General features: G+C 71.7%; 23 protein-coding genes. 11 read left to right on the forward strand and 12 right to left on the reverse strand.

What is annotated here, in order from left to right; all coding sequences use genetic code 11:
- The first annotated feature begins 5 nt into the window (after positions 1-5).
- A complete protein-coding gene (locus ACIP6U_RS13885; protein ID WP_401716180.1) occupies positions 6-632 on the forward strand; it encodes a GNAT family N-acetyltransferase in 627 nt (208 codons plus the stop codon).
- 58 nt (positions 633-690) lie between these two features.
- On the opposite strand, the gene ACIP6U_RS13890 is transcribed toward ACIP6U_RS13885, so the two are convergent.
- From ACIP6U_RS13890 to ACIP6U_RS13905, 4 genes are all read right to left on the reverse strand, one after another.
- Complete coding sequence (locus tag ACIP6U_RS13890) at positions 691-1,362, reverse strand: pyridoxal 5'-phosphate synthase (protein WP_401716182.1); 672 nt, start codon at positions 1,360-1,362, stop codon at positions 691-693.
- Positions 1,363-1,404: 42 nt separating this feature from the next.
- Positions 1,405-1,830, reverse strand: a complete 426-nt coding sequence (locus tag ACIP6U_RS13895; protein ID WP_401716184.1) for a pyridoxamine 5'-phosphate oxidase family protein — start codon at positions 1,828-1,830, stop codon at positions 1,405-1,407.
- An 87-nt stretch (positions 1,831-1,917) separates the two neighbouring features.
- The gene (locus tag ACIP6U_RS13900) at positions 1,918-2,271 is read right to left on the reverse strand and encodes a VOC family protein (RefSeq protein ID WP_401716187.1); all 354 of its coding nucleotides are present in this window, start codon (positions 2,269-2,271) and stop codon (positions 1,918-1,920) included.
- A 32-nt stretch (positions 2,272-2,303) separates the two neighbouring features.
- Entirely contained in the window at positions 2,304-3,521 is a 1,218-nt protein-coding gene (locus tag ACIP6U_RS13905) for a thiolase C-terminal domain-containing protein (RefSeq protein WP_401716190.1), read from the reverse strand.
- A 77-nt stretch (positions 3,522-3,598) separates the two neighbouring features.
- Between ACIP6U_RS13905 and ACIP6U_RS13910 the strand changes: the two genes are divergently transcribed.
- Complete coding sequence (locus ACIP6U_RS13910) at positions 3,599-4,786, forward strand: acyl-CoA dehydrogenase family protein (RefSeq protein WP_401716193.1); 1,188 nt, start codon at positions 3,599-3,601, stop codon at positions 4,784-4,786.
- Positions 4,783-5,283, forward strand: coding sequence for a nitroreductase/quinone reductase family protein (locus tag ACIP6U_RS13915; protein WP_401716196.1), 501 nt, complete (start codon positions 4,783-4,785; stop codon positions 5,281-5,283). The genes ACIP6U_RS13910 and ACIP6U_RS13915 overlap by 4 nt, the downstream gene beginning before the upstream one ends.
- Positions 5,284-5,380: 97 nt before the next feature.
- Here ACIP6U_RS13915 and ACIP6U_RS13920 read toward each other — a convergent pair whose 3' ends face one another.
- A complete protein-coding gene (locus tag ACIP6U_RS13920; protein ID WP_401716983.1) occupies positions 5,381-6,016 on the reverse strand; it encodes a TetR family transcriptional regulator in 636 nt (211 codons plus the stop codon).
- A 134-nt stretch (positions 6,017-6,150) separates the two neighbouring features.
- Here ACIP6U_RS13920 and ACIP6U_RS13925 point away from each other — a divergent pair, with 134 nt between their 5' ends.
- Together ACIP6U_RS13925 and ACIP6U_RS13930 are read left to right on the forward strand one after the other, a co-directional pair.
- Positions 6,151-6,882: a VOC family protein gene (locus tag ACIP6U_RS13925; protein WP_401716199.1), complete on the forward strand. Its 732-nt coding sequence runs from the start codon at positions 6,151-6,153 to the stop codon at positions 6,880-6,882.
- 233 nt (positions 6,883-7,115) lie between these two features.
- Entirely contained in the window at positions 7,116-9,461 is a 2,346-nt protein-coding gene (locus ACIP6U_RS13930) for a PQQ-binding-like beta-propeller repeat protein (protein ID WP_401716201.1), read from the forward strand.
- A gap of 48 nt (positions 9,462-9,509) precedes the next feature.
- On the opposite strand, the gene ACIP6U_RS13935 is transcribed toward ACIP6U_RS13930, so the two are convergent.
- The 3 genes from ACIP6U_RS13935 to ACIP6U_RS13945 form a co-directional block, all read right to left on the reverse strand.
- The gene (locus ACIP6U_RS13935) at positions 9,510-10,283 is read right to left on the reverse strand and encodes an enoyl-CoA hydratase/isomerase family protein (RefSeq protein ID WP_401716986.1); all 774 of its coding nucleotides are present in this window, start codon (positions 10,281-10,283) and stop codon (positions 9,510-9,512) included.
- A gap of 62 nt (positions 10,284-10,345) precedes the next feature.
- Entirely contained in the window at positions 10,346-10,762 is a 417-nt protein-coding gene (locus ACIP6U_RS13940; protein ID WP_401716204.1) for a Zn-ribbon domain-containing OB-fold protein, read from the reverse strand.
- 3 nt (positions 10,763-10,765) lie between these two features.
- Positions 10,766-11,917, reverse strand: coding sequence for a lipid-transfer protein (locus ACIP6U_RS13945; protein WP_401716206.1), 1,152 nt, complete (start codon positions 11,915-11,917; stop codon positions 10,766-10,768).
- A 118-nt stretch (positions 11,918-12,035) separates the two neighbouring features.
- On the opposite strand from ACIP6U_RS13945, the gene ACIP6U_RS13950 reads away from it, so the two are divergent.
- Entirely contained in the window at positions 12,036-13,604 is a 1,569-nt protein-coding gene (locus tag ACIP6U_RS13950) for a FadD3 family acyl-CoA ligase (protein ID WP_401716208.1), read from the forward strand.
- A gap of 101 nt (positions 13,605-13,705) precedes the next feature.
- Here the strand turns inward: ACIP6U_RS13950 and ACIP6U_RS13955 are convergent, their stop codons facing one another.
- Together ACIP6U_RS13955 and ACIP6U_RS13960 are read right to left on the reverse strand one after the other, a co-directional pair.
- Positions 13,706-13,912, reverse strand: a complete 207-nt coding sequence (locus ACIP6U_RS13955) for a hypothetical protein (protein WP_401716211.1) — start codon at positions 13,910-13,912, stop codon at positions 13,706-13,708.
- Between the two features lie 192 nt (positions 13,913-14,104).
- Entirely contained in the window at positions 14,105-17,056 is a 2,952-nt protein-coding gene (locus tag ACIP6U_RS13960; RefSeq protein WP_401716213.1) for a BTAD domain-containing putative transcriptional regulator, read from the reverse strand.
- 220 nt (positions 17,057-17,276) lie between these two features.
- On the opposite strand from ACIP6U_RS13960, the gene ACIP6U_RS13965 reads away from it, so the two are divergent.
- The 3 genes from ACIP6U_RS13965 (at position 17,277) to ACIP6U_RS13975 (ending at position 20,167) form a co-directional block, all read left to right on the forward strand.
- Positions 17,277-18,512, forward strand: a complete 1,236-nt coding sequence (locus ACIP6U_RS13965; RefSeq protein ID WP_401716215.1) for an amidohydrolase family protein — start codon at positions 17,277-17,279, stop codon at positions 18,510-18,512.
- Positions 18,509-19,432, forward strand: coding sequence for an LLM class F420-dependent oxidoreductase (locus tag ACIP6U_RS13970; RefSeq protein ID WP_401716217.1), 924 nt, complete (start codon positions 18,509-18,511; stop codon positions 19,430-19,432). Before ACIP6U_RS13965 ends, ACIP6U_RS13970 begins: the two co-directional genes overlap by 4 nt.
- An 84-nt stretch (positions 19,433-19,516) precedes the next feature.
- The gene (locus tag ACIP6U_RS13975) at positions 19,517-20,167 is read left to right on the forward strand and encodes a response regulator transcription factor (RefSeq protein WP_401716219.1); all 651 of its coding nucleotides are present in this window, start codon (positions 19,517-19,519) and stop codon (positions 20,165-20,167) included.
- 19 nt (positions 20,168-20,186) lie between these two features.
- On the opposite strand, the gene ACIP6U_RS13980 is transcribed toward ACIP6U_RS13975, so the two are convergent.
- Both ACIP6U_RS13980 and ACIP6U_RS13985 read right to left on the reverse strand, forming a co-directional pair.
- Entirely contained in the window at positions 20,187-20,978 is a 792-nt protein-coding gene (locus tag ACIP6U_RS13980; protein WP_401716222.1) for a hypothetical protein, read from the reverse strand.
- A gap of 62 nt (positions 20,979-21,040) precedes the next feature.
- Positions 21,041-21,775 carry a hypothetical protein gene (locus tag ACIP6U_RS13985; protein WP_401716225.1) on the reverse strand — a complete coding sequence of 245 codons (735 nt, stop codon included), beginning with the start codon at positions 21,773-21,775 and terminating at the stop codon, positions 21,041-21,043.
- A 159-nt stretch (positions 21,776-21,934) separates the two neighbouring features.
- Here ACIP6U_RS13985 and ACIP6U_RS13990 point away from each other — a divergent pair, with 159 nt between their 5' ends.
- On the forward strand, positions 21,935-22,705 hold the full coding sequence (locus ACIP6U_RS13990) for an SDR family NAD(P)-dependent oxidoreductase (protein WP_401716227.1): 771 nt from the start codon (positions 21,935-21,937) through the stop codon (positions 22,703-22,705).
- Positions 22,706-22,813: 108 nt separating this feature from the next.
- Entirely contained in the window at positions 22,814-23,932 is a 1,119-nt protein-coding gene (locus tag ACIP6U_RS13995; RefSeq protein ID WP_401716230.1) for an LLM class flavin-dependent oxidoreductase, read from the forward strand.
- The last annotated feature ends 12 nt before the right edge of the window (positions 23,933-23,944 follow it).

Here is a 23,944-nt window from a genome sequence, read left to right on the forward strand (position 1 = left end):
GCCGGATGGCCCACGCAGACGCCCACCACGCGACCGATCCCGCCGACTCCCCGTCCCCCTCCGCCGCTCCCTTCCCCGAGCTGCGGGGCCAAGGGCTCCGCCTGCGCCCGTGGGACGCGGACTCGGACGCCGACGCCGAGGACTGGCTGCGCGGGGTCGCGGACCCGGAGTTCCAGCGCTGGAACACCCCGCTCACGCTGATCAGCGACCTGGACGGCGCCCGCGGGCTGCTGCGCGACCGGGTCCGGCAGCAGGCGGAGGGCACGACGGCGTCGTACTGCGTCACCGACGAGTCGAGCGGTACGACGCTGGGGCACATCAGCGTCAACGGCATCAGCCACATCTTCAGCAACGCCCACATCGGCTACTGGGTCCTGCCCGAGGCCCGCGGCCAGGGCGTCGCCACCCGCGCGCTGCGCCTCGTCGCCCACTGGGCCTTCACCGACCTCGGCCTGCACCGCCTCGACCTGGGTCACGCCCTCGGTCACGACGCCTCCTGCCGCATCGCCGAACGGTGCGGCTTCCGCTACGAGGGGACTCTGCGCGGCTCGATGTTCGAGGCGGGCCGGCACGACGCCTTCCGCGACAGCCACCTGCACGGGCGGCTGGCCACGGATCCGGAGGGGCCGTAGTGGTTCGGAGGTGCGGGCCGCTCCACGGTCGCCGCGGCCGCCACGACCCCTGCGCTCCCTACGGCCAGAGCAGCTCTCGCTCCCAAGTCCCGTCCGTGCGACGGTAGTTCACCCGCACGTGCCGCCGCCGCTCGTCCCCCTGGAAGAACTCCACCGCGTCCGGCCGCAGTCGGTACAGCGTCCAGGACGGCACCGGGGCGTCCGGCTCCCGCTGGGCCCGGTCCCAGGCGGCCTGCGACGCGCTCGCCAACTCCTCCAGTGAGCCCAGGACTTCGCTCTGCCGGCCGGTCAGGGCGGCTGCCAGGGCGCCGGTGGAGCGGGCGTGGAGGTCGGCTCGGCCCTCCTGGGACGGGGCCGCGGTCACCGGGCCGCGGACGCGGACCTGGCGGCCCAGCACGGGCCAGTAGAAGGCGAGCGCGGCGTGCGGGCGGGCGGCCAGGTGGGTGCCCTTGCGGCTGGTCGCGTGGGTGGCGAAGGACCAGCCGTCCTCGTCCGCGCCGTGCAGCATGACGATCCGCACGTCCGGGTCGCCGGCGGCGTCCGCGGTGGCCAGGGACATGGTGTGCGGCTCCGGCTGGCCCGCCGCGACCGCCTCCGCGAACCACGCCGTGAAGAGGGCGAGCGGGGTCGCCGGAGCCGTCGTCGGGTCGAAGGGCGGCAGTGAGGTGACCTCCGGGTCCCACACCCGCAGTGACCTCAGCAGCTCGTGAAGATCCGTTTCCGTTCCCATGCGGGGATTGTCCCGCGGATCACCACGTCGGACGTTCCCTGGTCAGAGCGAGCCCAGGTCCGACGACAGCCACCGCTCCGGCCGCATCCGGACCAGCACCTGGTCGCCGTGGTTCTTCTCGGCGAACTCGACGTAGCCGTCGACCTTCTCGGCGGGCAGATAGCGCGCGCTCATCTCCCGCAGATGGTCGGTCGTGGAGGGCTCGGTCGCGATCACCGGGCCCTCCACCGACACGTACCGGATCGTGGGCTCGAGCCGGTCGATCATCAGGGAGAAGCGCCCCGCCGCCTGGATCAGTTCGTTCTTGCGGGAGTTGAGCGCCGTCATGATCCAGACCGTGCCGTCGGGTTCGTACTGGTACCAGATCGGCACCGTGAGCGGCGCCCGCCCCGCTCCGGCGTCCACCGCCAGCGCGGCGACGTGCGGCTCGGCCAGGAACTGTTCGCGCTCTTCGCGGTTGAGGGCCATGCGGGTTTCCTCCAGCGGCTCGGCGGCGTCGAACTACATCCATACAACGAAGTTCGAGCAAGCCCGTGTTCCCTGGGCCGTGTCGTCCTACTGGCGCCGCCCGCCCAGCACGCAGAACTCGTTGCCCTCGGGGTCCGCCAGGACCACCCACGACTGCTCGCCCTGGCCGATGTCCACGCGCTTCGCCCCGTGCGCCTCCAGGCGGGCCACCTCGGCGTCCTGGTCGTCGGGCCGGAAGTCGAGATGCAGCCGGCTCTTGGCCTTCTTGTGCTCGTCGACCCGTACGAAGTCCAGCCCCGGTACCCGATCCGGCGCCGGGCGGATCTCGAACTCGTCGTCGGAGGAGTGGACGACGACCCAGACGAGAGCATCGGCCCACCACTGGCCCAGGGCCGCCGGATCCAGCGAGTGCACGATTACCTGTTCCCATTCCAAGGTCATCCGGTGAGCTTAGACGAGCCGCCCCGACCCCCTCACCGCCCCAGCACCACCGTCCCCGCCGAGCAGAACCACCCCCCGGTCCCACTCGCCACCCCCAGCCGTGCCACCTCCCCGTCCCGCCCCCGCACCTGCCGCGCCCCCGCCTCCCCGCGCAGCTGCCGCACCGCCTCCACCAGCAGGAACAGCCCCCGCATCCCCGGGTGTTGGGCCGACAGCCCGCCCCCGTCCGTGTTCACCGGCAGCTCGCCGCCCTCGACCCGCAGCCGCCCCTTCTCCACGAACGCCCCGCCCTCGCCCTTCGCGCAGAAGCCGAGGTCCTCCAGCGTCACCAGGGTCATGTAGGTGAAGGCGTCGTAGAGCTGGGCGAAGTCCATCTCCGCCGCTGTGACCCCGGCCCGCTCGAAGGCGAGGCGGCCGCTCACCGCCGCCGGCGACACCGTGAAGTCCGGCCACTCGGACATCGCGGAGTGCGAGACGTGCTCCCCGGTGCCGAGCACCCACACGGGCGCGGTACGGCAGTCCCGTACGTACTCCTCGGCCGCCAGCAGCACCGCCGCGCCGCCGTCGGAGCGGATGCAGCAGTGCAGCTTGGTGAAGGGGTCGGCGATCATCGGGCCGGTGAGGACGTCGTCCACGGTGATCGGGTCGCGGAACATCGCCTCGGGGTTGAGCGCCGCGTTCGCCCGGGCCTGGACCGCGACCTCCGCCAACTGCTCGATCGTCGTACCGAATTCGATCATGTGACGGCGGGCCGCCATCGCGTACTTGGCGATCAGCGTGTGGCCGTAGGGGACTTCGAACTGGAGCGGGCCGCGCGCGCCGAAGGAGAGGTTGCCGGTGCGGCGGCCCGCCTTGATGTCCGCGCGGGCCGTGGAGCCGTAGACCAGCAGGACGGCGTTCGCGTGGCCCGCGGCGATCGCGTCCGCCGCGTGGGCCGCCATGACCTCCCAGGTGGAGCCGCCGACCGCCGTCGAGTCGACCCAGGTGGGGCGCAGGCCCAGGTACTCGGCCACCTCGACCGGCGGGAGCGTGCCCAGGCCCGCCGAGCCGAAGCCGTCGACGTGCCGGCGCTCCAGGCCCGCGTCCGCGAGCGCGCGCCGGGCCGCCTGGGCGTGCAGCGCGTACGGGGTCGCCTGGTCGACCCGGCCGCAGTCGGACAGGGCCACGCCGACCACGGCGACCTTCCGGCCTCCCCGTGTCCCGGCCGGTGTCGCGGCGGAGGTGCCGACCGATGTGCCGACCGGTGTCATGAGGGGCCCGCCTTCCTCTGTGCATATCGTTCCCGGACTCCTAATATGACGGACCGTCAGATCCGGAGGGAAGTGCCATGGACGCGAGCTTCACCGCCGAACAGGACGAGATCCGCCGTACCCTGCGCGAACTCCTCGACAAGCGGTGCGGGTACGAGGAGTTGCGGGCCGCCGTCGACCTGCCCCGCGGGCACGACCCCGCCCTGTGGACGGCCTTGGCCCGCCAACTCGGCCTGCCCGGGCTCGCCCTGCCCGAGACGTACGGCGGTGTCGGCTGCTCGGCCACCGAACTCGCCCTCGCCTGCGAGGAGACGGGCCGGGCGCTTGCCCCCTCGCCGCTGCTGGCGACCGCCGTGCTCGCCGCGCCCCTCGTCCTCGCCCTCGGTACCGACGCCCAGCGCGCCGAGCTGCTGCCCCGCCTCGCCGCCGGCGACCTCACCGCCGCCCTCGCCGTCCCCGGCACCGCCCTGGCCGCCGCCCTCGCCCTGACCGGCGACAACGGCGGCGAGTGGGCCGGCGGCGGACGGGCCGGCGGGGTGCAGGCGCGGCGAGTGGGGGACGGCTGGCGGTTGTACGGGCAGGCCGACCAGGTGCTGGACGGGCACAGCGCGCGGCTGTTGGTGGTCGCCGCGCACGCTGGTGGGTTCGCCCGGTCCCGGACGCTGTTCTTCCTGGTGGCGGAGGAGGCGGAGGGGCTGGTGCGGGCGCGGCAGACCACCCTGGACGCCACCCGGCCGCAGGCCCGCGTCCAACTGCGGGATGTGGAAGCCGAGTTGTTGGGAGAGGAGGACGGGCACGGTGTTCTCGCCGCGCTGTCCTCCGTCGGTGACCGGGCCGCCGCCGCGCTCGCCTGTGAGGCGGTGGGGGCGGCCGACCGGGCGCTGGAGCGGACGGTCGAGTACGTGAAGCAGCGGGAGCAGTTCGGGCGGGCGATCGGGTCCTTCCAGGCCGTCAAGCATCGGCTGGCGGATGTGTATGTGCAGGTCCAGGCGGCCCGTTCGGCCGCCTACTACGCGGCCTGGGCGACCGTCCACGGGGAGCGGGTGGGCGGGGTGGCGCTCGCGCAGGCCCTGGAGGCGCTGCGGGACTCGGCCGCCGAGGGGATCCAGCTGCACGGCGGCATCGGGTTCACCTGGGAGCACGAGGCGCATCTGTACTTCAAGCGGGCCTGCGGCGACGAGCTGCTGTTCGGCCCCGCGCACCGGCTGCGGGCGCACGCGGCGGACGCGGCACGGCTCTTCGAGGGACGGGAGGTGACGGTGTGATCGGCGTCCGGGTGGTGCAGAAGGTCTCGTCGACGCGGGGGTTCGCGAAGGTCGCCCCGCATGTGATCCCCGCGCTCGACCGTGCCGTGCACCGGCTGACGCGGGGGAGGGTGCTGCTCAGCGCCCAGATGCTGCCGGGGGTGATCCTCTCCGCGACCGGCGCCAGGAGCGGGCAGGTCCGGCGTACCCCGCTCGCCTGCATGCCGGAGGAGAAGGGCCGCACCTGGATCCTCATCGGCTCCAACTTCGGCCGCACGGGCCACCCCGCCTGGACCGCCAACCTCCTCGCCCACCCCGATGCCGAGATCAACTGGCGGGGCACGGACATCCCGGTCACGGCCCGCTTGCTGGAGGGGGAGGAACGGGCGGAGGTCTGGAAGAAGCTGCTCGTGTTCTGGCCGCCGTACGCGACGTATCAGGAACGCGTCGAGCGCGAGATCCGGGTCTTCAGGATCGTGGGGAATCCAGGAGTGCGGGGAATCCAGGAGCGCAGGTGATCCGGGAGCGTGGGGAATGACACGGCAGGCGGTGGTCCACCGGGGTGGACCACCGCCTGTCAGACAGGACTTGAGCCGGAGTACTGGAGGTCGAGTACTACTTGGTCGGCTTCTTTCCGGTCACGCCGAGGTGCACCAACAGCGCCAGGTTCGGCTTGAGTTCGGCCTGCTTGACACCCCAGGTCTGGAAGCCCTTCTGGTGCGAGGCGACGGCCGCGAGCATCGCGACCAGTGAACCGGCGACCGCCGCCGGGTTCACGTCCTTGTCGACCTTGCCCTTGGACTGCAACTCGGCGACCGCGTCCGAGAGGGAGTTGTTCACGGAGTTCAGGATCTTCATCCGGATCTTGTAGAACCGTTTGTCGCCCTCGGCGGCACCGAGGTCGACGACCCTGAGGATCGCGTCGTTGCGCCGCCAGAACTCCAGGAAACCGTCCACGAGTTCCTGCGAGGTGGCCCATCCGGCCTTGCCGACCCACGACCGACCGTCGAGCAGCGCCGTCAACTGGCCGCCCTCCGTGGCCATTTGCTCGGCGATCTCCAGGACGGCGCCTTCGACGTCCGGGAAGTACTGGTAGAAGGTGGCGGGCGAAGTGCCCGCCTTCCGGGCGACATCGATGACTTTGACGTCCCGGTAGGGGGAAGAGCTGAGCATCTCGCTCAGGCAGTCGAGCAGCTTCTGCCGGGTCGCCTGCCCACGCCGGCCGGCCACGCGGCCGTCGACGGTACGCACTTGTCCTGTCATGCCGTCAGCTTACCGAGGGGTGATCGGAGCGCGATTCGGCCGACTGCAAATGGGGTGCACGGGTGCTCAGAGGCGGGTGTGCCTGGTCTGCGGGGTGCGTGAGTCGCCGTTAGCTTGGCGGTATGGCCGAAAACAGGGCATCCGCGTACGGAGAGGGCGTCCCCTGCTGGATGGACGCGCAGCTTCCCGACGTCGAGGCGGGCAAGCGGTTCTACGGTGGGCTCTTCGGGTGGACCTTCGAGGAGGCGTACGGGGGGTCCGTGTGGGCCCGCCAGGACGGGGAGCCCGTCGCCGCGCTCGCGCACAAGACGGACGGGCGGATGCCCACCGTATGGACGGTGTACTTCGCCACCCCGGACGCGGAGGCCCTCGCGGACCGGGTCTGGGCGGCCGGCGGCCAGGTCGTCACCGCGCCCCTGCCGGTCGCCGAGCTGGGCACGACGGCGCTGGTGACGGACCCGGAAGGGGCCGTCTTCGGGCTCTGGGAGCCGTCCGGGCACCCCGGCTTCGGGCGGCGCCACGAGCCGGGCACCTTCGCGTGGGTCGAGCTGTACACCCGGGACACCGAGGCCGCGAACGACTTCTACGGCGGTCTCTTCCACGACGCCCTGTTCGGTCCTGACGCCAAGCCCGACTTCGGCCGTGCGGCCGTCTCCGACGTCTTCCCGGCCGAGATGCCCCCGCATTTCCTGGTCCACTTCGCCGTCGAGGACTGCGCGGCCGTGATCGGGGTCGTCCAGCGTCTCGGTGGGCGGGTGCAGGCTCCGCCATTCGAGACGTCGTACGGAAAAGTGGCGGTCGTCACGGACAATCAAGGGGCGTCGTTCGCGGTCCTGGAGCGGCTTCAGGGGTAGTCGGGGGTCGATCGGGGCGGTATCGGGACGGAATCGGGGTGGCATCCGGGGTGGATCGGTGATGGATCATGCCGTTTTGCGCGAGACATCCCGATATGTTCCCGGGTTCGCAACCTGTGGCCCGGACAGGAAGAATCAGGGTGCGTGCCGCCAGGGCGGTGCGGTGGTGAGACGCTGCACGGGGTCGCGTACATATGTGGGTGGCGCGGCCCGTACGGGGAGGTGGCAGGCAAGTGGTGGATCAGCTGACGCAGCACGATCCGCGGCGGATCGGTCCGTTCGAGGTGCTGGGACGGCTGGGTGCGGGCGGCATGGGGCTGGTCTATCTCGCGCGCTCGGCGTCCGGCCGGCGCGTGGCGATCAAGACGGTCCGTACGGAGCTCGCCGAGGACCAGCTCTTCCGGGTCCGCTTCACGCGTGAGGTGGAGGCGGCCCGGGCGGTCTCCGGCTTCTACACGGCGGCCGTGGTCGACGCCGATCCCCGCGCGGCCGTGCCGTGGCTGGCCACCGCGTACGTTCCCGCGCCCTCCCTCGAAGAGATAGTGAACGAGTGCGGGCCCATGCCGGCCCAGGCGGTGCGCTGGCTGGCGGCCGGGGTCGCGGAGGCGCTGCAGTCCATCCACGGCGCCGGGCTCGTGCACCGGGACCTGAAACCCTCCAACGTCCTCGTCGTCGAGGACGGCCCCCGGGTGATCGACTTCGGTATCGCCTCCGGTGTGTCGAACACGCGTTTGACGATGACGAACGTGGCGGTGGGCACGCCCGCCTACATGTCTCCCGAGCAGGCGAAGGACTCCCGCAGCGTCACCGGCGCGAGTGACGTCTTCTCGCTCGGCTCGATGCTGGTCTTCGCCGCCACCGGGCATCCGCCCTTCCACGGGGCCAACCCGGTCGAGACGGTCTTCATGCTGCTGCGCGAGGGCCCGGACCTGGAGGGCATGCCGGACGAGCTGCGTCCGCTGATCGAGTCCTGCATGCAGATGGAGGCCACCGGCCGGCCCAACCCCGCCGACCTCCAGTCCCAGCTCGCTCCGCACCTCTTCGGCTCCGGCTCCGACGACAGCGGCACCGCCTCCGCATGGCTGCCCGAGCGGGCCGTCAGCCTGATCGAGGCCCGCCGCAACGGACGCCCGCCGGCCAAGCCGGGCCCCGGCGGGCCCGGCGGCGGCCGCAGCGGCGGACGTGGCGCCCTGCCGCCCCCGCCCCCGCACGACCCGGTGATCCCGGCCCCCGTCGGCGCCCCGGACACCGGCCCGGTCCGGCTGGCCGGCGGCCAGGTGCCCATCGGCCCCGGGCCCCGCGTCTCCGACGTGCGCGCCGCCGCCGTACAGGCCCCGCGCCCCGAGACCGCCCTGGCCGCCTCCTGGGCCAAGGCCCGCCCCGGCGTCAACGGCGCCGACCCCGGTCTGGGCGTACCCGCCCTGCCGCCCGTTCCGCCGGAGACCGCGAGCGGCTGGCGGCCCTGGCGGTTCCGTATGTCGAACGACGTCTGGGGCACCCCCTCCGTCTCCGACGCGCTCGTCTACGTCACCTCTTTCGAGGTGCACGCCCTGGACGTGGCCACCGGCCGGCGCAGCTTCAAGACGCGGGACGTGGCCTGGTCGATGGCGGTCGCGGACGGCCGCATCCACGCCTCCGACGGGCCCACGCTGTACGCCCTGGACGCCCGCGAGGGCGGCGATCTGTGGCGGCTGTCCCTCGACGCCTGGGTGTACTCCCTCAAGGCCGACCGGGGCACGGTCGTCACCGGCACCCGCGGCGGTGGCGTCCAGGCCTGGGAGGCCTCAAACGGCCAGAAACTCTGGGAGCTCACCGGCTGTCAGAGCGACTTCGAGTCCCCGGAGGCCGGGCCCGCCGTCCACGAGGGCACGGTGTTCGTCTGGCAGGACGCCCGGCTGCGCGCCCTGGACGCCCGCACGGGCGAGGAGCGCTGGTCCTACCCGATCGGCGACGCGGCCTCCTGCGGCGGGGTCCCGGTCCGGCTGACGTACGCGCCCGACGGCTATGTGTACGCCAGCGCCGGCACCCGCGTGCTGGCCATCGACGTGGCGACCGGCCGGGTGAGGTGGCACTTCGAGGCCCCCGCGGCCTTCCTGTGCGCGCCCACCTTCGCACCGGGCCCGGCCGTCACCGGCGGTGGCGTCTACCTCGCCGACTACCTCGGCACGGTCTACGCCCTCGACGCCACCGACGGCCGCGACCGCTGGCGCATCGCCACCGAGTCCCGGGCCTCCATCGAGCCGGTACTGGTGGCCGCGGGCCATGTCCACGTGGGCAGCGGCAAGGGCCTCTACACCCTGGACGCGGTCACCGGGACACCCAAATGGCGGTTCCAGGCGGGCGGCGACATCGTGGGTGCTCCGGCGGTCGCCGAGGGCCGGATCCACTTCGGCTCCACCGACCACCTCCTTTACACGCTCAAGGCCGACGACGGCCGGCTGCGCTGGAAGCTCGCCACCGGCGGCGAGATCACCGGCTCCCCGGTGGTCAAGGACGGCGTGGTGTACGCGTGCAGCAAGGACCGCTGCGTGTACGCGCTGGACGCGGAGAAGGGGACGGGGACGGCGCGGACGTCGTAGCGGACGTCGGCGGATCCATGGCGAGGGCCGGCGGATCCATGGTGGGCGTCAGCGGATACGGAACTCCCTGTTCCGCTGCGTGAACAGCTCCGCCTGGCGTTCCCCCGGCAGATTCCCCAGCGCCACCAGGTGCGGTGCCTGCGCGAACCCGGCGGCCACCGCACTCTCCCGCGCGGCCCACAGCGCCCGCACGGTCCCCTGGACGCCCTCGGGCGGATACCCGGCGAGCACGGCCGCGCACGCCGTCGCCGCCGCCAACGCCCCACCGGGCTCGGTGAGTTCGGAGACCAGGCCGATGTCGTACGCCCGCTGCGCCCCGATCCGCTCGGCGGTTCCCATCAGCATCATCCGGGCGACCTCCCCGTACGGCATCCGCTGCGCCATCAGCACCGACTCGTAGGCGCTGACCATGCCGTACGTGGTGTGCGGATCGAAGAAGCTCGCGCTCGGCTCGGCGACCAGGAACTCCGACTCCCCGAGCAGATAGAACGCGCCCCCGCAGGCCATGCCCCGCACGGCGGCGACGACCGGCTTCCACAGGTCGTTGGCCTTGGGGCCGACGCGTAGCAGCGGATCGTCCGCCATGTAAGGGGAGTTCGGCTGGGGGACGTCCGCGTCCCGGTCGAGCCCGGTACAGAAGGCCCGCTCCCCGCTGCCGGTGAGCACGACGGCCCGCACCGAGTCGTCGAACCGCAACTCCCCCCAGACCTGCTGGAGTTCGTCCCGCATGACCAGATCGATGGCGTTGAGCCGCTCGGGCCGATCGAGGGTGACGACGGCGATCCCGGTGTCCTTGTCGGTGTCGAGCAGGACGGTGTTCATGGCACCTCCGGGGCGCGCGGCGGCCGCCCGGGCGGACGACTCCGCCGCCGCGCGGCCCGCCTTCATGCCCGCTCCAGAACCCACTGCGGCAACCCCGAATCGTCGAAGACGACCTGCACCCGAGCCCCGATCCGGATCCGCTCCGGCGGCACCGAGTCAAGGCGTGCCCCCGCCTCCGCGACCAGGTTGCCGACCAGGCGGATCCTTGGATGCTCGGCGAGTTCGACGACGATCACGTTGTACGGGGCCTGCTCGGCGTAGTCCGGCAGGAGCGGGGGGTGGGGGACGACGTAGGACCAGATGCGGCCGTGGCCCGAGACCCGGCGCCACTCGCTCGCGAAGGACTGGCAGTGCGGGCAGCAGGGGCGGGGCGGGAAGCGGGGTTCGGCGCACTCGGCGCAGGTCTGGACGCGGAGTTCGCCCTGGGCCGCGTACTGCCAGAAGGGGGCGCCGTCGGCGTCGGTGACCGGAGTCAGCATGGGTCAGCTCCTGTTGGTGAGCAGCAGCGCGGAGGTCGGGACGCCCTCGCCGGCGGTGACGAGACAGGTCGCGGCTCCCGGGATCTGGGCGGTGCTGGTGCCGCGGAGCTGTTTGACGCCCTCGTTGATGAGGTTGAAGCCGTGCACGTACGCCTCGCTGAGTCCGCCGCCGCCGGTGTTGATCGGCAGCCGGCCGCCGATCTCCAGGGCGCCCTGCTCGGTGAACGCGCCGCCCTCGCCGCGCCCGCAGAAGCCGTAGCCCTCGAGGGAGAGCGGGACCAGGGCGCTGAACGCGTCGTAGATCTGGGCCACATCGACGTCCTGGGGCGTGAAGTCGGCGTGTTTCCACAGGTGTCGGGCGGCGCTCCAGGCGGGCCCGGTGAGCGGGTCGTCGTTCCAGTAGTTGACCATGCCGTGGTGCTGGGCGGGCAGGCCCTGGGCGGCGGAGTGGATGTGGACGGGCCGCCGGCGGCAGTCGCGGGCGCGGTCGGCGCTGACTACCACGCAGGCCAACGCGCCGTCCGTCTCAAGGCAGTTGTCGAAGAGGCAGAGGGGCTCGCTGATCCAGCGGGAGGTCATGTACATATCGCGGGTGAGGGGGCGCTCGTACATGATCGCGGCCGGGTTCTGGTTGGCGCGGTTGCGGCAGGCGAGGGCGACGTTGAAGAGGTGGTCGCGGGTGGCGCCGTACTCGTGCAGGTAGCGGCGGGTGAGCATGGCGATCTCGTCGGCGGGGCGGAGCAGGCCGAAGGGCCGGGTCCACTGGCCGGGGGTGGGGAGTTGGCGGGTGGTGTTGGACCACGGGCGCGGTCCGCTGCCGCGTTTGCGGGAGCGCCAGGCGACGCCGACCGTGGCCTGGCCGGTGGCGATCGCGGCGGCGAGGTGCGCGACCGTGGCGCACGAACCGCCGCCGCCGAAGCCGACCTTGCTGAAGAAGGTGAGGTCGCCGAAGCCGACGGCCTTGGCCAGTTCGACCTCGTCGGTCTCCTCCATCGTGTACGAGGCGAGCGCGTCCACCTCGCCGGGGGCGATGCCGGCGTCGTCGAGCGCGGCGAGCACGGCCCGGCAGGCCAGGGTCCGTTCGTCGTCCTCGAGGTGTTTCGCGAACGGGGTCTGGCCGATGCCGACGATCGCCGTGGCGTCCTTGATGGTCACGCTGCACGCACCTCCGCACCTTGTGAGGCCTGCTGACAGCCCGTCAGGCTACAGCTAATCTGACGGGTAGTCAGCTAATGCGTCGGACGTTGGAAGTTCAGGTGCGGGGAGGCCGATTGTGGAGTGGCGCAGCATCCCGGAGCTGGTCCGTGCGGCGGCGGAGCGGTACGCGGACACCGAGGCGGTGGTGGACGGGCGGACCCGCGTCTCGTACGCCGAGTTGGGCGCGCGGGTGGAGCGGGCGGCGGCCGCCTGTGTGGCGAACGGAGTGGCGCCGGGCGACCGGGTCGGCATCTGGGCGCCCAACTCCCTGGACTGGATGGTCGCGGCGCTGGGCGCGGTCTCGGCCGGCGGGGTGCTGGTGCCGCTCAACACCCGCTTCAAGGGCACGGAGGCGACGGACGTGCTGCGCCGCAGCGGGACGCGGCTGCTGTTCGTGACCGGCACGTTCCTGGGGACCTCGTACGTGGCGGCGCTGCGGCGGGCGGCCGGGGAGGGTGCGGGGGAGGGACCGCTGCCGGGGCTGCCGGCCCTTGAGCAGGTGGTGGTGCTCTCCGACGACGCACCGGCCGACTTCCGTTCCTGGAAGGACTTCCTGGCGAGCGGGGACAAGGTGCCGGAGGCCGAAGTCGCCGCCCGCGCCGCGGCGTTGGACGGCTCGACGCCGTCGGACATCGTCTTCACGTCCGGCACCACGGGCCGCCCCAAGGGCGCGGTGATCACGCACGCGCAGACGCTGCGGGGCTACGAGATCTGGAGCGAGCTGGCGGGCCTGCGGCACGGCGACCGCTACCTGATCGTGAACCCGTTCTTCCACACCTTCGGCTACAAGGCGGGGGTGATCGCGTGCCTCATGCGCGGCGCGACGATGATCCCGCAGCCGGTCTTCGACATCGACACGGTGCTGGCGAACATCGCGGCGGAACGGGTGTCGGTCCTGCCGGGCCCGCCCACCCTCCACCAGTCCCTGCTGGACCACCCGGCCCGCGACTCCCACGACCTGCCGGCCCTGCGCCTGGTGGTGACCGGCGCCGCCGTGGTCCCCCTGCGCCTGGTGGAACGCCTGCGCGGCGAACTGGGCGTGGGCACCGTCCTCACCGCCTACGGCCTGTCCGAGGCGAGCGGCATCGTCACGATGTGCCGCCGCGGCGACCCGCCCGAGGTGATCGCCTCGACCTCGGGCCGCGCGATCCCCGGCACGGAGGTGAAGGTGGACGCGGCCCCCGGCGAACCCGGCGAGATCCTGGTCCGCGGCTTCAACGTCATGCGCGGCTACTACGAGGACGAGGCGGCGACCGCCGAGGCGGTGACGCCGGACGGCTGGCTGCGCACGGGCGACGTCGGCGTCCTGGACGGCGCCGGCAACCTCCGTATCACCGACCGGATCAAGGACATGTTCATCGTCGGCGGCTTCAACGCGTACCCGGCGGAGATAGAGCAACTCCTCGGCCTGCACGCGGATGTGGCCGACGTGGCGGTGATCGGCGTCCCGGACGCGCGGCTCGGCGAGGTCGGCAAGGCGTACGTGGTGCGGCGCGCGGGCGCGGTCACCACGGGCGAGGACCTGATCGCCTGGGCACGGCGGGAGATGGCGAACTACAAGGTGCCGCGGACGGTGGAGTTCGTGGCCGGACTGCCGCGGAACGCGAGCGGGAAGGTGCTCAAGAGGGAGCTGCGGGCGCGCTAGCGGGGTGCTTGGGCCAGGTGCCCGGACATGCCTCGGCCGCGACGGCTCCCCCTCGGTGCCGCCGCGGCCGGGTCCCCCGTCGGGACGTCGCGTGTACCGGGTCAGACGGTCTCGTCCGAGGCGTGGTTGTCCAGGAGACGGGCTTCCTCGCCGGAGGCGTGGTTGTCCAGCGTGGTCACCTGACCCGGGGTCTGGGTCGTGGCCTGCGGCGCCTTGTCCTTCGCGGCCGTGATGAGGTTCTCCTCCACCAGGGAGGCGTGGTTGTCGAGTGGCTTGACGACGTCGTCGTTCTGCTCGGGCTGGGTCATGATCATCAACTCCTGCGAGACGGTGCACGAAATCTGAGCGGCCCGTCCGACTGCTCCCCCGGGGGCTGTCGGACGGGCCGTCGCGGGCCGTTCACCCTAATGGGGCGCCCTCATCGAGATCCGTCTGCCCCCCGACGCGACGGATCGACTGAGGCAAGACTGGCGCGCGCCGATAAACGAACGATGAACGCGCTATGCGGCGGCCTTCGACGCCAGCAGCGCCCGGACCTCGACGGCCTCGGCCGAGCCCAACTGCTCGTAGATGGTGAGGGCTTCCCGCCAGCAGGCCTGTGCGCGGTCGGACTGGCCGAGCCGCGCCAGGGCCCTGCCCAGGACGGTGAGGACCGTCCCGCGCCGCCACTCGCCGCCGATCCCGCGCAGCGCGATCGCCTGTTCCGCGTGGCTCGCGGCGAGGGTGGGCTGCTGGGCCGCGAGGTGCATCTCGGCGATCCGGAAGTGGGTGACGCCCTCCCAGAGCGGCTGGCGGTGCTCGTGGAACAACGCCAGTGCCTCGGTGAGCTGGTGGAGCGCCTCGGGCAGGCGCATGGCCTCGGTCAGCGCGATGCCTAGGGCGTAACGGCCGTTGGCCAGGCGCAGGGTGAGGCCCATCCGGTCGTAGATGTCGATGCCCTGCTGGGCGAGTTCGATGGCGCTCGCGGTACGGCCCATGGCGAGCCGGATCCGGGAGAGGTTGCACAGCGCGCTGGCCTCGCCGACATCGCTGCCGTCCGCCCGGAAGTTGTCGATGGCCAGCTGCAGATAGCGCTCGCCGTCGGCGTGCCGGTTCTCGTAGAGGGCGATGATGCCCCGGTCGTTGGGGGCCCAGCAGCTCGGCAGCGGGTCGTTCGCGTCGGCCGCCAGGGCCATGGCGTGCTGGGCCTCCTCGTCGGCCTCCTTGAAGCGGCCCGCGATCAGGTGGACGGTCGTCAGCACCGTGCGGGCGCGGCCCTCCGCGTGGGCGTTGCCGACCTCGTGGGCGGCGTCCCGGACGGTCAGCGCGGCCAGTTCGTACACGCGGGCGTTGGCGCCCGACTCGGCCAGGTCCTTGGTGGCCCACAGGAGGTCGACGGCCCGCCGCAGACTCCGGTCGTGGGCGGACTGCCGTACGCAGGCCATCAGGCAGTTGGCCTCGGAGTAGAGCCAGTCCTGCGCGGCGCGGGCGGAGTCGAAGGTGAGCCCCGGATAGGCGGTCCGCTCCAGATGGTGCACCAGGCGGTCGCCGGGCCGTTCGATCGCGTAGACGCCCGCGGCGGTCGCGAGATAGAAGTCCAGCAGCCGGGACATGGCCGCCTCCCGCTCCGCGGGCGGCAACTCGTCCCGTTCCGCGCAAGAACGCGCGTAGAGCCGTACGAGGTCGTGGTAGCGGTAGCGGCCGGGCGCCGCCGACTCCACCAGGGAGGTGTCGACGAGGGACTCCAGCAGGTCCTCCGTCGCCTCCACCGGGAGATCCAGTACGGCCGCGGCGGCGGCCAGCGAGATGTCCGGGCCGTCGGCCAGGCCCAGCAGGCGGAAGGCGCGGGCCTGGGCCGGCTCCAGCTGGCCGTAGCCGAGTTCGAAGGTCGCCTTCACCGCCAGGTCACCGGCCTGGAGTTCGTCGAGCCGGCGCCGCTCGTCCGCCAGCTTCGCCGCCAGCACCGACACCGTCCAGGTCCGGCGCGCCGCCAGCCGGGAGGCGGCGATGCGCAGCGCCAGCGGCAGGAACCCGCAGGCCGCGACCACGTCCAGGGCCGCCTCCCGCTCCGCGGCCACCCGCTCCTCGCCCACGATCTTCGTGAACAGGGACAGCGCCTCGTCAGGGGACATCACGTCCAGGTCGACGAGATGGGCCCCGGCGAGATCGACCATCCGCACCCGGGCCGTGACCAGCGCCGCGCAGCCCGCGGTCCCCGGCAGCAGCGGACGTACCTGCGCCGCGTCCCGCGCGTTGTCCAGCAGCACCAGCACCCGGCGCCCGTCCAGGACGGACCGGTACAGCGCCGAGCGCTCCTCCAGGGTGGCCGGTATCGCCGAGTCGGCCGTGCCCAGGGCGCGCAGGAAGGACCCGAGTACGGTCTCCGGTTCGGCGGGCCGCGGCCCCGCGCCCTGGAGGTCGACGTAGAGCTGCCCGTCCGGGAAGGCGGCCCGTGCCTCGTGGGCCACGTGCACGGCGAGGGTCGTCTTGCCGACACCGCCGATGCCCGCGAGCGCCGACACCGCCATCACCCGGCCCTCCGCCGAGGCGAGGACCTGGCCGAGTTCGGCGACGAAGGCCGAGCGGCCGGTGAAGTCCGGGACCGTGGCGGGGAGTTGCGCGGGGCGGACCGATGCCGTGGCGGGCTCCGGCTGCGGCGCCGAGGGCTCGGCGAGCCCCGGGTCGGCCTGGAGGATCCGGTGCTGGAGCTCGCGCAGGCCGGGGCGCGGGTCGACGCCGAGTTCCTCGGCCAGCAGGCGGCGGGTGTCCGCGTACACCGCGAGGGCCTCCGCCTGCCGGCCGCTGCGGTACAGGGCCAGCATCAGCAGCTCGCGCAGCCGCTCCCGCAGCGGATGCGCCGCGGTCAGCGCGGTCAACTCCGAGACTGCCTCCGCGTGGCAGCCCTGCTCCAGATCCATGTCCAGCCGGGTCTCGGTCAGTTGCAGCCGCCACTCCTCCAACCGGACCCGCTGCGCCTCCGCGTACGGCCCCGGCACCCCCGCCAGCGCCTCCCCGTCCCACAGCGCCAGCGCCCGGCCCAGCACCTCCCGAGCATGGCACAGGTCACCGGCGTTCTTCGCCTTCTCCGCCTCGGCCGCCAACTCCTGTGCCACCGCGAGGTCCAGCGCGCCCTCGTCGAGTCCGCGCACCGCGTAGCCGCCGGACTCGCTGACCAGGACCCCGGCGCCCAGCACCTTCCGCAGCCGGGAGGCGTACGTGCGCAGCGCGGCCAGCGCCTGCGACGGCGGCTCCTCGCCCCACAGGGCGTCGATCAGCTCGGCCGCGGTCGCCATCCGGCCCTCGCGCAGCAACAGGGCCGCCAGCAGGGCGCGTTGCTGCGGGGAGCCGGTGCTCAGCTGCTCCGCGCCGCGCCGGGCGCGCACCGGGCCGAGCACACCGAAGCCCAGCGCCTCCGGGTCCGCGACATCGCGGCGCCGCTGCTCCGGTACTCGCGGTACTCGCGGTACGTCCATGGCCGTCCCCCTAGAGCCTGTCTTCAACCCCGTCAGTTTGCCTTGTTCATGGCGGATGCGTCAGCTGTGGAGGGCACGGTCACAGCCGGCCGCGCGGGATATCACAAAGCCCTCACACGCTCTGTGCATACATCTGCGCGGAGCGGCGGGCCGAGAAGCCGCCAAGAAGCCGTCATCCACCTAGCTGACGACCCGTCAGATCGGCGCTACCGTGGCCGCCATGGACACCCACGACACCGCCCAGGCCGAGTTCCCCCTGATCATCTCCGTGGACGACCACACCGTGGAGCCCGCGGACGTCTGGCAGGACCGCCTCCCGAAGAAGTACCTCGACACCGGACCCCGCATAGTCCGCGCCCCGCTGAAGGAAATGACCTTCCTCGGCGGCCGGTTCGCCCCCGTCATGGGCGAGCCGGGGGACGACGGCCCCATCGGCGACTGGTGGGTCTACGAGGACCTGCACCGCCCCCTGACCCGCCTCGACACCGCCGTCGGCTACAGCAGGGACGAGATCAAACTCGAAGTCATCACCTACGAGCAGATGCGCCCCGGCTCCTTCGACGTCCCGCAGCGCCTGGCCGACATGGACGTCAACCACGTCCAGTCCGCCGTCTGCTTCCCGACCTTCCCGCGCTTCTGCGGCCAGACCTTCACCGAGGCCACCGACCGCGAACTGGGCCTGCTCTGCGTCCAGGCCTACAACGACTGGATGGTGGAGGAGTGGTGCGGCCCCGCCGCCCGGGGCCGCCTCATCCCGCTCACCCTGATCCCGCTGTGGGACCCGGAGTTGGCCGCGGCCGAGGTCCGCCGCAACGCGGCCCGGGGCGTGCGGGCCGTCGCGTTCTCCGAGATACCCCCGCACCTGGGCCTGCCGTCCATCCACACCGACGACTGGGACCCCTTCCTCGCCGCCTGCGACGAGACCGGCACGGTCGTCTCCATGCACATCGGCTCCAGCAGCCGGATGCCCTCCACCTCCAAGGACGCGCCGCCCGCGGTCGGTTCGACGATCACCTTCGCCAACTGCTGCTTCTCGATGGTCGACTGGCTGATGAGCGGCAAGTTCGAGCGCTTCCCGAACCTCAAGGTCATGTACGCGGAGGGCCAGATCGGCTGGATCCCGTACATCCTGGAGCGCGCCGACGTGGTCTGGGAGGAGAACCGCGCCTGGGGCGGGGTCGCCGACAAGGTCCACCGCCCGCCGTCCGAGCTGTTCGCCGAGCACGTCTACGGCTGCTTCTTCGACGACGCCTTCGGCCTGAAGAACCTCGACTCCATCGGCGTCGCCAACGTCCTGTACGAGACCGACTACCCCCACTCCGATTCCACCTGGCCCAAGTCCCGCGAGGTCGGCGAGGCCCAGATGGGCCACCTGGCCCCGGACGTGGTGGAACGGATCGTGCGCGGCAACGCCATCGACCTGCTCGGCCTGACCCCCGAGGGACTGTGGCGGTGACCGCCCCCTCGTACGGCATCCAGCTCCCGGTCCAGTCCCAGAGCACGATCTACGCCGAGCCGTGGGAGGCCGCGGCCGGCGTGACCGACCTGGTCGAGATCGCCCGCGCCGCCGACCGGGCCGGCTTCGGCTACATCGCGGGCTGCGACCACGTCGGCGTCCCGCGCCGCCTGGCCGCCGCGATGGGCACGACCTGGTACGACCCCGTGGCCACCCTCTCCTTCCTGGCCGGAGTGACCGAACGCGTCCGCCTGCTCAGCCACGTGGCGGTGGTCGGCCTGCGCCACCCCCTCGCAACCGCGAAGCAGTACGCCACCCTCGACCACCTCAGCGGCGGCCGGCTGATCCTCGGGGTCGGCGCCGGGCACGTACGGGAGGAGTTCGAGGCACTGGGCGTCGACTTCGACCGGCGCGGCCCGGTCCTGGACGAGTGCGTGGACGCCCTGCGCGAGGCGCTCGGCCCGGACGAGTTCCCCGAACACCACGGCAAGCTCTACGACTTCGAGGGCCTGGGCCAGCGCCCCCGCCCCGCCCAGCCGCGCGTCCCCCTCTGGGTCGGCGGCTCCTCACCCGCCGCCGTCCGCCGCGCCGCGCTCAAGGGCGACGGCTGGCTGCCCCAGGGCGACCCGCGCGACCGCCTCCCCGCCCAGTTCGCCCGCATTCGCGAACTGCGCGAACGGGCGGGCATCGAGGGCCCGTTCACGAACGGCGCGATCACCGAGCCGCTCTACGTCGGCACCGCCGGCTGGGACGTCGGCCGCCGCACCCTCACCGGCCCGCCGGACGCCCTCGCCGAGTCCCTGCGGGCGTACCGGGCGATGGGCGCGCACCAGATCCAGGTCCGCTTCCGCTGCCGCGACCGCGCCGAACTCACCGACCAGATCACCGCGTTCGGCACCGAGGTGGCGCCCCTGCTCTGATCACCCCCTGTTTGAACATGGTCACGCCGAGCCGCGTATGTACGGACGTACGGACGTGATGGCTCCGGCGGAAGGACCCCCGAAGTGCGATCCCTCCAGCGGCTCTCCGTCGTACTGGCCTCCACGGGGGACAGCTGGCCCTACGACGACTGGCCGGCCCCGGACGACGCGTTCGTCGGCAGTCTGCTGCGCGTTCTCCCGCCCTACCGCGGGCTGCGCGAGACCACGGCGGACGTCGTCCTGCTGCGCTGCGAGGATCCGGCGGAGACCTTCCCGGGACTGCTGGCGCACCTCGGCGCCCGGGGCGTTCCGGTGGTCGTCATCAGCCCGCGTCAGGACACCGGGACGGTGGTCGAGGTGTTCCGCAGCGGGGCGGGCTATCTGGTCGAGGGCGACTACTGCGACCAGGTGCTGTCCTCGGCGGCCATGGCAGCCTCCGTCGGGCACACCTACCTCTCGCCGTCCGCGTCCGCCGCCCTGCGGGAGGGTGCCCGCCGGATGGCCGCGACCGACGGCGCGATGCAGCGGCTGCGCGGCCTGCTCTCGCCGCGCGAGCAGCAGATCATGGAGCTGCTGTCGACCGGCCTGGGCGCCCGGCAGATCGGCCTGCGCCTGCGGCTCAGCGAGAAGACGGTCCGCAACAACCTCAGCAACATCTATGCCAAGTTGGACGCCCGCAGCGGCACGGACGCGGTCCTGCGCTGGCTGGGGACCACGCCCGTGCTTCGCACCTGAGAACCGATGCCGGTGGCGGTCAGGGGGCCGGGATCTCCGTCAGCGGTATTTCCACGTCGGTGACATCGGCGCCGCCCTGGCCGAATCCGGGCTCTGACCGGACGGCCTTCGTCGAGTTCGGGACCGCTTCGGCCGCGGCGGTTCCGCATTTCACGTTCCGCAGCCAAAGGCGCCCGTCGGGCGTTCCGTTGTTCAGGATCTGCGGATAGAAGACGTGCACGGTCGCGGCGCCCTCGCTCGGTGAGAAGAACACCGTCTGCCCGTCCTGCGCCTCCTTGTACGTGGCCCGCAGGAATCCGCTGACATCGGTGCGCTTGGCGGACCACATGAAGAAGGCGGTGCTGTCCGCCTGCACGGTGTCCGTCCGGCTGAAGGCCAGGGTGGTCGTCTTGTCGTCACGCGTGATGTTGATGGTCGACGTGCTGTATTCCAGGCCGACCTCGAAGAGCGAACTGCCGAGTTTCGTACCGGCCTCGGTGACGGTTCCCTCCTCCACCTGAAGCGTCCTGGTCACCGAGGTGCTCACATTGAAGGTCTTCGTGGCCGTGCTCGTGGAACCGCAGTTGTCGGTCACCGGGGAGACGCGTTCGTTGGGTCCGAGGCTGTTCGCCTTGAACTGGACATCGACGAACTGGCAGTCGGCCAGCCTGTCGGAGTCCGAGGAGCAGTCGGCCGCCACCTCGGACGGGGTGGCGGCACTCGCCTGGTTCATCAGCGGGACGATCACCGCCAGCGCCGCCACGGGCGCCAGGGCGAGGGTGATGCGCTTCTTCCTGCTCCGGTGGCTTCTGGTGCGGCCGGTCCGGGTCATGGGTGTCTCCAGTAAGGGTGAAGTGGGGGTGAGCTGCGGTTGCTTGACGACCGGCCGGAGGCTCAGCAGTCCTCCAGGACCGCCTTGGAGGTGCCGTCCACGACACCTGGGGCGCCGGCGGCGCCGGGCAGGACGACGGGTCCCTCGACCACGTCCGGCGCGACGAAGTTCTGTTCGGGGGAGGGGTTCACCGCGAAGCTGCCGGGGTCGGCGTCGATCCGCACCCGCCACTCGCCGGTCATGCGCTGCACCTTCGGCGTGAACTCCATGTGGAGCACCTTCCCGACCGGTACGTCCCGCGCTTCCGTGTCCCCGGCCGTCGCCGACTTCACGGTCATGTCCAGGGTGCCCTTGTGCTTGGTCCAGGACCCGCTCAGGAATCCGAAGAGGCCACCCGCGGCGCCCTGTTGGGTGGAGACGTACGTGCCCTGTCCCTGCGCCACGGTCGACGACCAGGTGACGGACACCTTGGCCGGTTCGGTGGCGTTCGGCTCGCAGTTCGGGAAGTCGATGGAGGCCTTCTCGGTGGGCCCGTCGAAGGTCTCGAAATTCGTCTCGACGAAATCGCAGTTGTCGGCCTGGAAACCGTCCGCGAACGCGCCGCCGAAATCCTCCACCGACCGTTGCTCGCCATTCACCACCGCGGACCGCTCACACATGGTCATGATCTGGTCCGCCGTCTTCTCCTCGGCCGCGTTCGCCGACGGAAGCAGGGCGACGACCGCCCCGCCGGTGGCGAGCGCCGCGCCGATCGCCACATACCTGACTTTCCTGTTGCGCAATCTCCGCTGTGCCATACCCGGCATTGTTGGAGCCGAGCAGAGGTATGGCCAGGGTCAAATATCCCTACCCGTAGGTCACTTGATGTGTGCTTGTGCAATGGTCGGACGACTGTCTGACGCTCCGTCAGATCCGGCGCTACGATGCCGGTATCCACCGATGCGAAGGAGTGCGCCATGGGCAAGCTCGACGGACGCGTCGTCCTCGTCACCGGGGCGGCGCGCGGGCAGGGGGAGCAGGAGGCGCGGCTGTTCGCGGCCGAGGGCGCGAGCGTGGTCGTGGCGGACGTGCTGGACGAGCAGGGCAAGGCGCTGGCCGAGGAGCTGGGCGCGCTGTACGTCCATCTCGACGTCGGCGAGGAGGAGGGCTGGGGCGCCGCGGTGGCCGCGGTCAAGGAGGCTCACGGGCGGATCGACGGACTGATCAACAACGCCGGGATCCTGCGCTTCAACTCCCTCGTCGACACGCCCCTGGACGAGTTCATGCAGGTCGTGCGAGTGAACCAGGTCGGCTGCTTCCTCGGCATCAAGACCGTGGCGCCGGCGATGGAGGACGGCGGCACGATCGTCAACACGGCCTCGTACACGGCGGTGACGGGCATGGCGGCCGTCGGCACGTACGCCGCCACCAAGCACGCCATCCTCGGACTCACCCGCGTCGCCGCCCTCGAACTCGCGGACCGGCACATCCGGGTCAACGCCATGTGCCCCGGCGCGATCGACACCGCGATGTCCAACCCGGCCCAACTGGACCCGGGCGCGGACGTGGAGGGGATGTCGAGGGCCCTTGACGACCTGTACCGCAAGCTCGTGCCGCTCGGCCGGATCGGGCGCCCGGAGGAAGTGGCCCGACTCGCCCTCTTCCTCACCTCCGACGACTCCTCCTACATCACCGGGCAGCCCTTCGTGATCGACGGGGGCTGGCTCGCCGGGGTCTCCGTCATCTGACTCCACGTCAGGTATTGACCCTCCATGCGCGTGGTGCAACAGTCGGGCCAACTGAGCTGACGGATCGTCAGAAACCGTGGACACCAGAACCGGGGACGGTGAACCTCCTTGGAATTCGGGCTCTTTGTACAGGGATATGTGGGCAAGCGCGCCGAGACCGACCCGCTCGCCGAGCACAAGGCGCTGATGGAGGAGACCGAGTACGTCATCCAGGCGGACAAGTCCGGCTTCAAGTACGCCTGGGCGTCCGAGCACCACTTCCTGGAGGAGTACTCGCACCTCTCCGCCAACGACGTCTTCCTCGGCTACCTCGCCCATGCGACCGACCGCATCCACCTCGGCTCGGGCATCTTCAACCCGCTGGCCCAGGTCAACCACCCGGTGAAGGTGGCCGAGAAGGTCGCCATGCTCGACCATCTCACCGGCAACCGCTTCGAGTTCGGCTCGGGCCGCGGGGCCGGCTCGCACGAGATCCTCGGCTTCCTCCCCGGCATCACCGACATGAACTACACCAAGGAGATCTGGGAGGAGACGATCGCCGAGTTCCCCAAGATGTGGCTCCAGGACGAGTACGTCGGCTTCCAGGGCAAGCACTGGCAGCTGCCGCCGCGGAAGATCCTGCCGAAGCCGTACGGGAAGTCGCACCCGGCGATGTGGTACGCGGCGGGCTCCCCTCCGTCGTACGCCATGGCCGCGCGCAAGGGGCTCGGCGTGCTCGGCTTCAGCATCCAGAAGGTCTCCGACATGGAGTGGGTGCTGGAGCAGTACAAGACGGCGGTCGTGAACGCGGAGCCGATCGGTGACTTCGTCAACGACAACGTCATGGTGACGACGACGGCGATCTGCGCGCCGACGCATGCCGAGGCGATCGAGGTCGCGGTGAACGGCGGGCTGCACTATCTGCCCTCGCTGGTGTTCCGCTACCACGACACGTTCCCTCGTCCCGAGGGGTTCCCGGTGTGGCCGGAGACCCTGCCCGAGTACAACGCGGAGTTCGTGGAGCTGCTGATCGAGGAGGAGTTGCTGATCTGCGGCGACCCCGACGAGGTGCTCACGCAGTGCAAGCGGTGGGAGCAGGCCGGGGCGGACCAGTTGAGCTTCGGGTTGCCGGTGGGGGTGCCGAAGGAGGAGACGTTGCGGACGATCCGGTTGATCGGGGAGCACGTGATTCCGAAGATCGACACGGATCCGATTCATCGGACGTCGCGGTTCCGTCAGTCCGTGTAGGGGGGATCCGTT

Origin of the sequence: Streptomyces sp. NPDC088794, assembly GCF_044750545.1 — a bacterium.
In the GTDB taxonomy this organism is placed as follows: domain Bacteria; phylum Actinomycetota; class Actinomycetes; order Streptomycetales; family Streptomycetaceae; genus Streptomyces.

Excerpts from the sequence above, each read along its gene's own strand:
- ACIP6U_RS13985 (WP_401716225.1), bottom strand. The coding sequence starts at position 21,775 with ATGGCACAGCGGAGATTGCGCAACAGGAAAGTCAGGTATGTGGCGATC.
- ACIP6U_RS13895 (WP_401716184.1), bottom strand. The coding sequence starts at position 1,830 with ATGGCCCTCAACCGCGAAGAGCGCGAACAGTTCCTGGCCGAGCCGCAC.
- ACIP6U_RS13965 (WP_401716215.1), top strand. The coding sequence starts at position 17,277 with ATGGACACCCACGACACCGCCCAGGCCGAGTTCCCCCTGATCATCTCC.
- ACIP6U_RS13955 (WP_401716211.1), bottom strand. The coding sequence starts at position 13,912 with ATGACCCAGCCCGAGCAGAACGACGACGTCGTCAAGCCACTCGACAAC.
- ACIP6U_RS13935 (WP_401716986.1), bottom strand. The coding sequence starts at position 10,283 with ATGAACACCGTCCTGCTCGACACCGACAAGGACACCGGGATCGCCGTC.
- ACIP6U_RS13900 (WP_401716187.1), bottom strand. The coding sequence starts at position 2,271 with ATGACCTTGGAATGGGAACAGGTAATCGTGCACTCGCTGGATCCGGCG.
- ACIP6U_RS13980 (WP_401716222.1), bottom strand. The coding sequence starts at position 20,978 with ATGACCCGGACCGGCCGCACCAGAAGCCACCGGAGCAGGAAGAAGCGC.
- ACIP6U_RS13940 (WP_401716204.1), bottom strand. The coding sequence starts at position 10,762 with ATGCTGACTCCGGTCACCGACGCCGACGGCGCCCCCTTCTGGCAGTAC.
- ACIP6U_RS13905 (WP_401716190.1), bottom strand. The coding sequence starts at position 3,521 with ATGACACCGGTCGGCACATCGGTCGGCACCTCCGCCGCGACACCGGCC.
- ACIP6U_RS13890 (WP_401716182.1), bottom strand. The coding sequence starts at position 1,362 with ATGGGAACGGAAACGGATCTTCACGAGCTGCTGAGGTCACTGCGGGTG.
- ACIP6U_RS13960 (WP_401716213.1), bottom strand. The coding sequence starts at position 17,056 with ATGGACGTACCGCGAGTACCGCGAGTACCGGAGCAGCGGCGCCGCGAT.
- ACIP6U_RS13910 (WP_401716193.1), top strand. The coding sequence starts at position 3,599 with ATGGACGCGAGCTTCACCGCCGAACAGGACGAGATCCGCCGTACCCTG.
- ACIP6U_RS13885 (WP_401716180.1), top strand. The coding sequence starts at position 6 with ATGGCCCACGCAGACGCCCACCACGCGACCGATCCCGCCGACTCCCCG.
- ACIP6U_RS13925 (WP_401716199.1), top strand. The coding sequence starts at position 6,151 with ATGGCCGAAAACAGGGCATCCGCGTACGGAGAGGGCGTCCCCTGCTGG.
- ACIP6U_RS13990 (WP_401716227.1), top strand. The coding sequence starts at position 21,935 with ATGGGCAAGCTCGACGGACGCGTCGTCCTCGTCACCGGGGCGGCGCGC.